General features: G+C 58.1%; 9 protein-coding genes. 3 read left to right on the forward strand and 6 right to left on the reverse strand.

The features are described 5' to 3' along the window. Window positions 1-55: 55 nt before the first annotated feature. From ACR0D7_RS04335 to ACR0D7_RS04345, 3 genes are read right to left on the reverse strand one after another with little or no spacing between them, the layout of a single operon-like run. Window positions 56-727, reverse strand: coding sequence for a CPBP family intramembrane glutamic endopeptidase (locus ACR0D7_RS04335; protein ID WP_480677883.1), 672 nt, complete (start codon window positions 725-727; stop codon window positions 56-58). Continuing rightward, window positions 724-1371 (reverse strand): aminotransferase class IV family protein, encoded by a 648-nt coding sequence (locus ACR0D7_RS04340; RefSeq protein WP_480677884.1) that lies wholly within the window; start codon window positions 1369-1371, stop codon window positions 724-726. Before ACR0D7_RS04340 ends, ACR0D7_RS04335 begins: the two co-directional genes overlap by 4 nt. Continuing rightward, the gene (locus tag ACR0D7_RS04345; protein WP_480677885.1) at window positions 1326-2453 is read right to left on the reverse strand and encodes an aminodeoxychorismate synthase component I; all 1128 of its coding nucleotides are present in this window, start codon (window positions 2451-2453) and stop codon (window positions 1326-1328) included. Before ACR0D7_RS04345 ends, ACR0D7_RS04340 begins: the two co-directional genes overlap by 46 nt. Window positions 2454-2629: 176 nt before the next feature. Here ACR0D7_RS04345 and carB point away from each other — a divergent pair, with 176 nt between their 5' ends. Next, on the forward strand, window positions 2630-5974 hold the full coding sequence (gene carB / locus ACR0D7_RS04350) for a carbamoyl-phosphate synthase large subunit (RefSeq protein ID WP_480677886.1): 3345 nt from the start codon (window positions 2630-2632) through the stop codon (window positions 5972-5974). Between the two features lie 265 nt (window positions 5975-6239). Continuing rightward, complete coding sequence (locus ACR0D7_RS04355; protein WP_480677887.1) at window positions 6240-6650, forward strand: VOC family protein; 411 nt, start codon at window positions 6240-6242, stop codon at window positions 6648-6650. A 19-nt stretch (window positions 6651-6669) separates the two neighbouring features. Here ACR0D7_RS04355 and ACR0D7_RS04360 read toward each other — a convergent pair whose 3' ends face one another. The 3 genes from ACR0D7_RS04360 to ACR0D7_RS04370 are packed head-to-tail and all read right to left on the reverse strand — an operon-like array spanning window position 6670 to window position 11223. Next, window positions 6670-9711 carry an efflux RND transporter permease subunit gene (locus tag ACR0D7_RS04360; protein WP_480677888.1) on the reverse strand — a complete coding sequence of 1014 codons (3042 nt, stop codon included), beginning with the start codon at window positions 9709-9711 and terminating at the stop codon, window positions 6670-6672. 10 nt (window positions 9712-9721) lie between these two features. After that, the gene (locus ACR0D7_RS04365) at window positions 9722-10759 is read right to left on the reverse strand and encodes an efflux RND transporter periplasmic adaptor subunit (RefSeq protein ID WP_480677889.1); all 1038 of its coding nucleotides are present in this window, start codon (window positions 10757-10759) and stop codon (window positions 9722-9724) included. Then, window positions 10756-11223: a MarR family winged helix-turn-helix transcriptional regulator gene (locus ACR0D7_RS04370; protein ID WP_480677890.1), complete on the reverse strand. Its 468-nt coding sequence runs from the start codon at window positions 11221-11223 to the stop codon at window positions 10756-10758. The genes ACR0D7_RS04365 and ACR0D7_RS04370 overlap by 4 nt, the downstream gene beginning before the upstream one ends. Before the next feature lie 167 nt (window positions 11224-11390). Between ACR0D7_RS04370 and ACR0D7_RS04375 the strand changes: the two genes are divergently transcribed. After that, window positions 11391-12515 (forward strand): beta-ketoacyl-ACP synthase III, encoded by a 1125-nt coding sequence (locus ACR0D7_RS04375; protein ID WP_480677891.1) that lies wholly within the window; start codon window positions 11391-11393, stop codon window positions 12513-12515. Window positions 12516-12630 lie beyond the last annotated feature (115 nt).

The raw sequence follows: 12630 nt of genomic DNA on the forward strand, positions 1-12630 counted from the left end.
ATTCGTCGCGCCGATACACCCTGTCAGGCTTGGAAAGTCAAGGCAGGTCGCACCGTCAAAACGGCCTTTGCACATTGCCCGAGTAGAAATAGATACCCAGCCCTGCAGCAAAGATGATGTTTCCCGCAATTGCATGCAGCAGGACGGCATAGAAAAACGACCCGCGCCGACGATAAGCCCAGGTGAATAGCAGCCCTCCGGCGAAGGTCATGATGGCGACGATCCAGCTCCAATACATCAAATGAGCCAGTGAAAACAGCGCAGCGTTCAGCAGATATGCCGCCCGCCCATTTGGCAGGATCACGTGGTAACGACGAAAGAACAGGGACCGGAACAGCAGCTCTTGCGGCAGGGCAGACATGATCGGATAGGCAAGCCAGATCACCACCAAAAATTCAGGTCGGTGACGTAACAAGAAGAATGCGGCCTCGGGCCGCGTGACCATCACAAGTGCGGCGCAAATAATCGTCATGGCAAGTGCAAAGACAACAACCTCGCGCCAAGACCAGTTGCGCCAATTATAACGCAGCTCTGCCCAGGCAAAGCCCGGCGTGAAGTGCAACAGCATGATCCCGATGGCCGTGAACGTGAAGAGGGACGGGAACATCCAGTTCGGTGGAAACAACACCGCGATAAGCACAGGCGCGGCGATGAAGAACAGCCCAAATTCCAATCGCAAGCGCAAATGCGGTTTCGCGCTGTCCACCCAATCGGTTTGTTTGCTCACTGTACTGCCAACTCCGCCCGGATCAGACCACGCAACGAATTTCCCATGTAGACTTTTGTTGCGTTTTTCAGGTCGGTCAAGGTCAGGGTGGTTTCGGTAACTTGCTTATTACCCAGCAGTTCTTCACGTAGAATGCCCGGTAGCAATCCGCTGGACAGCGTCGGGGTCAGGTGGCGACCGTCTGGCATGTGAATAAATATATTCGTGATCGTTCCTTCGCACAGTTCTTCGCGTTCATTCAGGAACAAAACCTCATCAATCCCTTGCGGCAAGGCCGCCCGGGCGGTGTCGTATAGCGCGCGTTGCGTGGTCTTGTGCTGCAGCCAAACGTCGGTCGCGGTCAACCGTGCCTCTGCAAGAGCCACCCGCCAAACCGCGGGGTTGTCAGCCAACGCTCCGGTCGTCACGTCCAGTCGCCCATCGGTGGCCAGCGTCAAGCGGCAACGCAGCGGCGTTTCCCCAGCGACCGAGTGGATTTTTTCAACAGCAAGCCCAGCATCGTACGGAACTCCGAATGCATCGGCTGATCGCGCCATCCGCGCCATATGGCGATCCAGACGTAAAAATCCCTGCCCTGGTCGATAGGCCAGCGTTTCGATTATGCGGAAGTCAGGGTCATCTGGTGGGCAAAGCGGGCTTTCCATAGTGCTTCCTCATACTCGGACGGTGCTGTGCTGTCCCAGACCACTCCGCCGCCTACATTCAGCGTGGCCTTGCCATCCTCAACCATCAGAGTACGGATCGCCACGTTAAACTCGGCCCGTCCATCCGGGGCCGCCCAGCCGATGGCTCCGCAATAGATATCGCGGGGCCAGGGTTCGAGGTCGGACAGAATCTCCATCGCGCGAATCTTGGGCGCACCGGTAATCGAGCCACACGGGAACAGCGCCGTCAGGATATCCGATAGTTCCGCGCCCAGATGTAGTTGCGCCTGCACCAGCGAGATCATTTGATGCACGGTTGCATAGGTCTCGACCTTGAACAGTTCGGGCACTTTCACCGATCCGGGCAAAGCAACACGGCTGATATCGTTGCGCAGAAGATCGACGATCATCAGGTTCTCGGCCCGGTTCTTGTCGTCCGTGGACAGAAAAGAGCGACGGCGCGCGTCTTCGGCCATATCTTCGCTGCGCGGCTGTGTGCCTTTCATCGGGCGGGTTTCGATCCCTCGGTCAGCGTCGGTGCGAAAGAACAGCTCGGGCGAGCGGCTGAGCAGATCGGGCAGACCATCTTGCTGAACCAACGCGCCATGGCCCACTGGCTGTCCTGATGCCAATGCAGCATAGAGCGAAGCGCTGTCGCCCTCCACGTTCAGGTCGATCGGAAAGGTCAGGTTGGCCTGATAGATATCCCCGGCTCCGATGGCGTCATGCACCTGTTTAAAGGCACGGGTATACCGCGCCTCGTCCCAGCGGGGTTCAAAACCAGTTACTCCGCCCGACGCTGCGGGAAGATCACGTTGCGCGGGCGCGTCATAGACACCAAAGCAGATCAAAGGCAGGCGGCGGTCTTGTGGCAGACGGTCGGCCAGACGGGGTTCCAGCGCATAGCCCAGCTCATAGCTGGCATAGCCCGCCAGCCATGCGCCATCCGCGCGCGCCTCATCCAGCGCCGCCATGGCCTGGGGCACGTCGTCCGGCTGGTCTGCGCGGATCACGCTGGCTGGCCGGTCGAAACTTGTTCCGGGCCCGGCTGGCCCTTGATCGAAACGAATACGCAATTGCATCCTCATTTGTCGTGCTGCGCGGTATAGAGAATACGGCGACAAGGGAAAGAGGGGAAAGCGGCAATTTCATCGCCGTTTCCGATACCCCTTGAACCTTTTCGCGCGGTCCCTATAACGCAGGACAATTTGGGCGCTTGGGGGTGCCCTGACTCGCAGATAAACAAAGGAACCAGGCCATGCCCAGAAGAACCGACATTCAGTCGATCATGATCATCGGGGCGGGGCCCATTGTCATCGGTCAGGCCTGCGAATTCGACTATTCCGGCGCACAGGCCTGTAAGGCGCTGCGCGAGGAAGGGTACCGTGTCATTCTGGTAAACTCAAACCCTGCCACCATCATGACCGATCCCGGGCTGGCGGACGCCACCTACATCGAGCCTATTACCCCCGAAGTTGTCGCCAAGATCATCGAGAAAGAACGCCCCGATGCGCTGCTGCCCACCATGGGCGGGCAGACCGGCCTGAACACTTCGCTGGCGTTGGAAGAGATGGGCGTTCTGGACAAGTTCGGCGTTGAGATGATCGGCGCCAAGCGCGACGCCATTGAGATGGCCGAAGACCGCGCCCTGTTCCGCGAGGCGATGGACCGGCTGGGTCTTGAGAACCCCAAGGCAACCATCGTAACCGCCCCCAAGCGCGAAGACGGTTCCACCGATCTGGACGCCGGTGTGCAGATGGCTCTGGATGAGCTGGAAGAAATCGGCCTGCCCGCCATCATCCGCCCCGCCTTTACCTTGGGTGGTACCGGCGGCGGTGTTGCTTATAACCGTGAGGATTATATCCATTTCTGCCGCTCGGGCATGGATGCCTCACCGGTCAACCAGATCCTCGTCGATGAAAGCCTGCTGGGCTGGAAAGAATACGAGATGGAGGTAGTGCGCGACACCGCTGACAACGCCATCATCGTCTGCTCGATTGAAAACGTTGATCCGATGGGCGTGCATACCGGTGACTCGATCACCGTGGCCCCTGCCCTGACGCTGACAGACAAAGAATATCAGATCATGCGTAACGGCTCGATCGCCGTTCTGCGCGAGATCGGCGTCGAGACCGGCGGCTCGAACGTGCAATGGGCGATCAACCCCGACGATGGCCGCATGGTCGTGATCGAGATGAACCCGCGCGTGTCGCGATCCTCGGCGCTGGCATCCAAGGCGACCGGCTTCCCAATTGCCAAGATCGCCGCCAAGTTGGCCGTGGGCTACACGCTGGATGAGTTGGACAATGACATCACCAAGGTCACCCCGGCCTCGTTCGAGCCGACCATCGACTATGTCGTCACCAAGATTCCAAAATTCGCTTTCGAGAAATTCCCGGGGTCTGAACCCTATCTGACCACCGCGATGAAGTCGGTGGGTGAGGCCATGTCCATCGGCCGCACCATCCACGAATCGATGCAAAAGGCGCTGGCCTCAATGGAATCGGGCTTGACCGGATTTGACGAGATCGAAATCCCCGGCCTGAACGTTGGTGTTTGGGAAGAGGCCGACGACAAGGCTGCCGTGATCAAAGCGATCAGCCAGCAGACGCCCGACCGCCTGCGCACCATCGCGCAAGCCATGCGTCACGGTCTGACGGATGATGAGATTTTCGGCGTCACCAAGTTCGACCCGTGGTTCCTGGCCCGCATCCGCGAGATCACCGAGGCCGAACGTCAGGTCCGTAAAGACGGTCTGCCGGTGACCGAGGAAGGTATCCGCAAGCTGAAAATGCTGGGCTTCACTGACGCGCGTCTGGGCAATCTGACCGGTCGCGACGAAGACAACGTCCGCCGCGCCCGCCGCAACCTCGGCGTCAGCGCCGTGTTCAAACGCATCGACACCTGCGCCGCCGAGTTCGAAGCTCAGACACCTTACATGTATTCGACCTACGAAGCCCCGATGATGGGTGAAGTTGAATGTGAAGCACGCCCGAGCGACCGCAAGAAGGTTGTCATCCTTGGCGGTGGCCCGAACCGTATCGGTCAGGGCATCGAGTTCGACTATTGCTGCTGTCACGCCTGTTTCGCGCTGACCGAAGCGGGCTATGAAACCATCATGATCAACTGCAACCCCGAGACTGTCTCCACCGACTATGACACCTCGGACCGTCTGTATTTCGAACCGCTGACCTTCGAACACGTCATGGAAATCCTGACAAAAGAACAGGAAAACGGCACGCTGCACGGTGTGATCGTTCAGTTCGGCGGCCAGACCCCGCTGAAACTGGCCAACGCGCTTGAGGCCGAAGGCATTCCGATCCTCGGCACCACGCCGGATGCGATTGACCTTGCCGAAGACCGTGAGCGGTTCCAAGCGCTGGTCAATGATCTGGGCCTGAAACAGCCCAAGAACGGCATTGCCTCGACCGACGAACAAGCTCTGGCAATTGCCGAAGAGATCGGCTTCCCGCTGGTCATCCGCCCCTCTTACGTTCTGGGCGGTCGCGCGATGGAAATCGTGCGCGATATGGATCAGCTGCGGCGCTACATCAACGAGGCTGTTGTGGTCTCGGGCGACAGCCCGGTTCTGCTGGACAGTTATCTGGCCGGTGCGGTTGAGTTGGACGTAGACGCACTGTGCGATGGCACCGACGTACACGTCGCGGGCATCATGCAGCATATCGAAGAGGCTGGTGTTCACTCGGGCGACTCGGCCTGCTCGCTACCGCCCTACTCGCTGTCAAAAGAGATCATTGAGCAGATCAAGGAACAGGCATTCAAACTGGCCAAGGCGCTGAACGTTGTGGGCCTGATGAACGTGCAGTTCGCGATCAAGGATGACGAGATTTATCTGATCGAAGTTAACCCGCGCGCCTCGCGCACTGTACCTTTCGTCGCCAAAGCCACCGACAGCGCGATTGCCTCGATTGCGGCGCGCATCATGGCGGGCGAAAAACTGGCGAACTTCCCAAAACGCCCGCCCTACAAGACTGTCGACGACACCAAGATCGCCGACCAGATGACACTGGCCGACCCGGACATGCCGTGGTTCTCGGTGAAAGAAGCAGTTCTGCCCTTTGCCCGTTTCCCCGGTGTCGACACCATTCTTGGCCCGGAAATGCGTTCAACCGGTGAGGTCATGGGCTGGGATCGCGACTTCCCGCGTGCTTTCCTCAAGGCGCAGATGGGCGCCGGGATGGTGTTGCCGTCCTCGGGTCGCGCATTTATCTCAATCAAGGATGCCGACAAGACAGCCGCCATGCTAGAGGCTGCTCAGGTGTTGGTTGAACAAGGCTTCACACTGGTTGCAACCCGCGGCACCCAAAGCTGGCTGGCTGATCAGGGGGTCCCTTGCGATGTGGTCAACAAGGTCTATGAAGGCCGCCCCGATGTGGTCGACATGCTGAAAGACGGTCAGGTACAGTTGTTGATGAACACCACCGAGGGTGCTCAGGCGGTTGAGGATAGCAAATCCATCCGCTCGATCGCGCTCTATGACAAGATACCTTATTTCACAACCGCCGCCGCCAGCCATGCCGCTGCGCTGGCGATCAAGGCGCAGGCCGAAGGGGATGTCGAGGTGAAGTCGCTACAAGGCTGACCGGCTCTGCTAGCGGCGAAATCCGCGCATTTTGAACCAATTAGTCCGCGCCCGTTGACCTTGTGTCATCGGGCGCGCATTTTTTCTGCAAACGAGCAGAAGGAACAAGAAATGCTTAGGTTTATGGCTTTTGCCGCAATGATGACGCTTACCGCGTGTGATGTCCCGCTGATCCCTCTGATCTAACAAAGTACGCAGCACTGTTTTCGCTTTCCCTGCGCTCGGCCTGGTCCCATCATGAGGACCTAAGCCAAACGAGGGAGCTGTGCGCCTTTACACCACATACGGAACCAACAATCTTCCAAGGGCCATTCGGTTTTATGACGCGATCTTTTCCGTTTTAAACCAGCCGCGCCTTCCGGGGTGGACCGAAGGGCGCGCTGGTTGGGGAACAGAGCCTGATGCCGGAACCGGGTTTTGGAAATGCACACCCTTTGACGGTAAAGCCGCGAGCGTGGGCAATGGGACGATGGTGGCTTTCCCTGCCCGCAGCGCCAAACAGGTTCGGCAGTTCCATGCGGTTGGTCTAGAACACGGTGGAGCTGATGAAGGCGCTCCGGGCACACGAGACTACTACGCACCTGATTTCTATGTCGCCTATTTGCGCGACCCCGACGGCAACAAGCTGTCCTGTTTTTACTACCACTACGACCCGGTAGAAGATCCGGGCGACTGAAACGGCCGCCCGGTAGCATCTAGACCTTCGCCGCCTCTCGCCTTTCATCCCGCGCAAACAACACGAGGTAAAAGACCGGAGCCGCGACCATGGTCAGGATCGTGGCGAAGGCCAATCCCCCCATGATCGTCACCGCCATCGAACGGAAGAACGCATCCGTCAGCAACGGTGCCATGCCCAGAATGGTGGTAATCGCCGCCAACATCACAGGACGCAGACGCGAGACCGAGGCCTCGACGATTGCCTCACGCAAAGGTTTGCCGGTTTCGCGGACCAAGTCGATTTCTTCGACCAGCACGATGCCGTTCTTGATCAACATCCCCGACAGACTCAGTAGCCCCAGCAACGCTGTGAAGGTAAACGGCAGGCCCGTACCCAGCAGGCCAATCACGACCCCGTTCACCGACATCGGCACCAGCAGCCAGATGATAATCGGTTGTCGAACCGCGTTGAAGATCAGAACCGAGATCAACACCATGATCAGCAGGCTGAGCGGCAATTGGCGCCCGAGGCTTTCATTTGCTTCACCCGCGTTCTCAAATTCACCGCCCCATTCCATCCGGTAGCCCGGCGGCAGTTCCATGCTTTCGATGGCCGCGCGCACCTCGGAGTGGACCTGTGCCGCCGTCATGTCTGGCGGGATATCAGCCCCCACGGTGATCGTCAGCACCCTATCGCGACGATGGACCAGCGTGTTAAGCGCTTTGTATTCGAACCCATCAACCATTTGCTCGACCGGGACAAACCTCTCGGACTGGTCCGAGAACACGACCTGATCCACAATCGAATAATCCCCGTCCGCAGGGCGGCGCAGGATGATCGGGATCAGGCGATCCCGCTCGCGGAATTCACCGGCAACGATCCCGTCCGTTGAAAACTGCAAGGTTGCTGCGATGTCCTCACGCGAGACGCCGGCGGTCTGGGCCCGTTCAGTCGCGTAGATCGGTTGCACTGCCAGTTCCTGCTCGCGCCAATCGTGGTAAACGTTCAGAGCGTTTGGTGAGGCCTCACTCATTTTCTGCACGGCCTCATCCGCCAGCGCGCGCAGCACCGCCGGATCACTGCCCGAGAACCGCGCCTGAATCGGATCACCGCCTCCGGGGCCGAAGATCAGGCGCTTGGTGCGGAACTTACCCTCGGGGAATTGTGCCTGACCAAAAGCTTCCAGATCCGCCTGCAGCCCCGGAATGTCATCCAGCGTTTCAGTACGGATAATCATATGCCCATAGCTGGGGTTTGGTTTTTCAGCCGAATATGTCAGCAGGAACCGGGTCGCGCCCTGCCCTACGAAGGTGGTGACAGATACAACATCATCCCGCTCATTCAGCCAATCTTCGAACACAGCCATATCCGTGGCCGTACGAGCGATGGGCGTGCCCTGCGGCAGGTTGTAATGCACGAAGAACAGCGGTGTATTCGAGTCAGGAAAGAACTGCTGTTTCACCAGCCCAAAGCCAGCAAAACATGCCGCCGTTACCCCGACCAATGCGGCAATCACCAGCCAACGCATCCGAAGCGCCCAGCTTAGGATCGCGCCATAGACGCGGAACATGATGCCACCATAGGCATCCACTGCACCCACTTCGCCTTGCTTGAAAAAATAGTGGCCCAGCATCGGTGTCACCGTCAGCGCCAGAACCCAGCTGAGCAACAGCGAAATCCCGATTACCGCGAACAGCGAGAACAGGAACTCCCCCGTCGCATCAGGGCTGAGCCCGATCCCGGCGAACGCCATGATTCCAATGATCGTTGCCCCAAGCAGTGGGATCTGCGTCTTCGAGGCCGCCTCGTCCGCTGCATCACGCGAGTTCTTGCCTCGCAGCATGGCGATCTGCATCCCCTCAGCGACAACAATGGCGTTATCCACCAGCATCCCCATCGCGATGATCAAGGCACCCAATGAAATCCGCTCCATCTCAATTGAGAAGATCGACATGAACAGCAGCGTCCCCACTACCGTCAGCAACAGGGTTGAACCAACGACAACGGCTGCACGCCACCCCATGAAGATACCCAGCACCGCAACCACGATGCTAACTGACAAGGCCAGATTTACCAGAAAGTCGTTCGAGGCCTGCTCGACCACCACGTGCTGCTGATAGATTGGCAGGATTTCAACTCCATATGGAATCTGTGAATCCAGCTCGGCGAGTTTTGCATCGGCTCGTTGGCCTACTTCGACAATGTTCTCGGTCGAAAGACCCGCGATGCCCAACGTAAACGCCTCGGTGCCGTTGAACCGGATCATGACCTCGGGGTCTGTCTGACGCCCTCTGGAAACATGCGCCATATCGAAAAGATTGATTACCTGCCCTTGCGATCCCAGGGACAACCCGGCGATGGCCGACACGGTGTCCGACCCTTCGGCGGTCAGAATCGTGGTGCGGTCATTTTCCGTCCGGACTGAGCCCGAAGCATTCACCGAATCCGCGTTGGCGATCGCCTCGTTGATGGCTGTGATGGGGACATTCTGGTTCACGGAAATGGCCAGATCTGGTTCGACAAAGATCGCCTCGTCCGGCAAACCCATCACCTCGACATCCGCCACACCGGGAACGGTAAGCAATTCGCGCCGCAAAAAGGTGGATAGCTCATGTTTTTCAGCGTCTGAAAACCCTTCGGCTGTGACCGCGTAAAACAGGCCAAACACGTCGCCGAATCCGTCATTCACCAATGGCGGGCTCACCCCTGACGGCAAGGTGCGTGACGCGTCGCGCACCTTGGCCCGCAGCTTTGTCCAGATTTCGGGCAGTTCTGTGCCATCATAGGTCGACTTGATCTCGACCTCGATCAGCGAAAATCCAGGTTGGTTGACCGAGGTGATCGTATCGACCTCGCCCATCTGCTGAATGGCTGATTCCAATGGTTCCGATACCTCCAACGCAACCTCTTCCGCTGTTGCGCCTGGGTATTGCGTGGCTATGACGGCGTTCTTGATGGTAAAGGCCGGATCCTCTAGGCGACCCAGCGACAGAAATCCCCAGATGCCCCCAAACAGGGCAATCAGGATGATCAGCCACGTATAGATCGGCCGGTCGATTGAGGCGCGCGCAATGTTCATCTGTCCGCCCTCAATTCGCAAAGCCGGCAAAGCGGCGCACGGCCTGTCCATCGGTCAACGCACTTCCACCCGCGACAACGATTTCGTCGCCATCCGACAAGCCCCTCAGCACCCGAACTTCGCCGGTTTGGGTCGGTTCGATAGTGACAGATACGTGCCTGATGGTGCCTTCATCTGCTCCCGTTGGCGAAAACACCATGACGCCCAGCGCACCATCAGCGCCTGCCACAATGGCTGACGCAGGAATGATGATACCGGTTCGGCCATCTTGCACCTGAACATTCACAGTCACGGACGAACCCGGCAAAATTTGCAGCCCTTCGGGCGGGGTCAGACCAAACTGGATGCGGAAGGTCTGCCCGACAGTCGAGCTTTCAGCGTCAAATTCACGAACCTGAAGAGGGAACACCTCGTCGCTGACCGGGAACTTGGCTGTGATCGAGATGTCTTCTTCCTGACCAGAGCGCTGGAAGAGAATTTCAGGCACATCGACCTCAATCCGCAACTCGGACATGTCGTGGATGCGAACGATGGGCGCGCCAGCGGACACGGTGGTAAAGGCTTCGACCGCCCGGCTGGACACCAGTGCGTCGAACGGCGCGGTCAGAGTGGCGTGCTCTAGGTCATATTCCGCATCCCGCACAGCGATATCGGCTAGTTGCGCTTCGGTCTCGGCATCGTCCACGGCCACTTGGCTGGCGGCGGTGCCACGCAAACGCGACAGGCGGGCCACGGTGCGGTCTGCCTGATCCTTTTGCAAAACTGCGCGGTCGTAACGACGCTGAAACGGAGCCTTGTCTAATTGCGCGATCAACTCACCCTTGGGGATTACAAAGCCTTCGGTCACCGGCATCTCGACGATTTGACCAGATACCTGAAAGGCCAGATCAACGGTTTGCCGCGCTGCAACCCGTCCAAAAAACTGCCGTGAAAAGCCCGGCGCGGTTTCACGCACCTGCATCAGCTTGACCGGCTTAACCGTGTTTTGGGCAAGAACCGGCGTCGTCAGTGCGATCAAAGCCGCAGTCAGAACAGAGAGGAGTTTCATTTCGTCAATCCCTCGGGAATTCCTGTTTTCAGGATGTTGTCTCGGATTTTACGCGCCAGTCGCGCGAATTCGACAGTTTCTTCGGCAGTCAGTCCAGAAGCACGGCGAAATAGATCCCCGGCCTCGGACACCAACATGTCTCGGGCATCTTCACCATGATCGGTCAGAACCAACAGCCAAGCACGGCGGTCATCAGGGTCGCGTTCACGGATTAGGTACCCCGCCTTTTCCAGACTATCGGCCGTAGCAGTGATGGTCGATGGAACGCTCAGCATATCCGCCGCCAGAACACCCATACGCTTGGGTTGGTCGAGCTTGATAAGCATGTGGCATTCCGGATGGCTCAGGTCCGTTTCCATGCAGTTGAACGTCTCTTCCAGTTTCCAATACAGGGCATACACCCCCATGATCGACTGGATTTCCGGGCTTAGGCGGCCAAGCCTGGTGCTGATATCGTCTTGCATGAAAAATTCCCGCGTGAGTCTGACAGGCCACATACTTCATATTATGAACTATTCAAGATGTGAACCTAAATTTGACGAATACCCGTATGTTCCGTTGGGTCACCATCCCTTGATCAAAGCCTGCCACAACTGCATTTTAAGCAAATTCGATACCTTCAGGACCCGCCATGTATACGCCCGCAATCACCGGCACAGGTGTTTTCACACCCGAGAACGTCATCACCAACGCCGAACTCGTCACCGCATTCAACGCCTTTGCCGACAAGCAAAACGTCAAAAACGCGGATGCAATTGCGGCGGGTGAAGTCGAGCCGATTCAGCATTCTTCGGAAGAGTTCATCCTCAAGGCATCGGGCATCCAGAACCGCTATGTGATGGACAAGTCCGGCGTTCTGGACCCGGACGTAATGCATCCCCAGCTGAGCCAGCGCGGGGATGACGAACCCGGCATCATGACCGAGATGGCCGTGGATGCCTGCAAAAAGGCACTGGCGCAGGCGGGCCGCAGTGCCGAGGATGTCGATCTGGTGATCTGCGCTGCATCGAACCACGAACGCGCCTATCCCGCGATAGCGATTGAGATTCAGCAGGCACTGGGGATCAAAGGCTTTGGTTTCGATATGAATGTCGCCTGTTCCTCGGCCACATTCGGCATTCAGGCGGCAGCGGACATGATCCGCTCGGGTTCGGTCCGGTCGGCGCTGGTGGTGAACCCCGAGATTTGTTCGGGCCATCTGGAGTGGCGCGACCGCGATTGCCATTTCATCTTTGGCGATGTGGCGACCGCCACCCTGATCGAACGGATCGAAGACGCGACGGGGCCGCATTTCGAAATCCTCTCGACCCGCTGCGCCACGTCGTTCTCAAACAATATCCGCAACAACAACGGCTTCCTGCGCCGCTCGCGCCCCGATGGCGTTGTTGATCGGCGCGACATGCAGTTCATGCAGAACGGCCGAAAGGTGTTCAAGGAAGTGCTGCCGATGGTCAGCAAACATATCTCGGACCACATGGCATCCGAGGGAGTGGCCAGCGGCGACCTGAAACGCCTGTGGCTACATCAGGCCAACAAGACGATGAACGATTTCATCGGTAAAAAGGTGCTGGGCCGTGAGCCAGAAGCGGGAGAGCAACCCAACATCCTGCAGGACTATGCCAACACATCGTCAGCCGGGTCGATCATCGCGTTTTCCAAGTGCTCGGATGATCTGGTGGATGGGGATGTCGGGCTGATCTGTTCGTTCGGTGCCGGGTATTCAGTAGGATCGGTGATCGTGAAGCGACACGGGTGACGGTCGGTTTTCCCGAATTCACGCAAGAGATTGTTTGACTGACTGCTTTGAGCCCAGACCTACTCAGTTTCTGTAATGAAGCGAATGCCTGCTTTTTCATTGTACTGAGGCGTGC

Source organism: Ruegeria sp. BB7 (assembly GCF_056539365.1).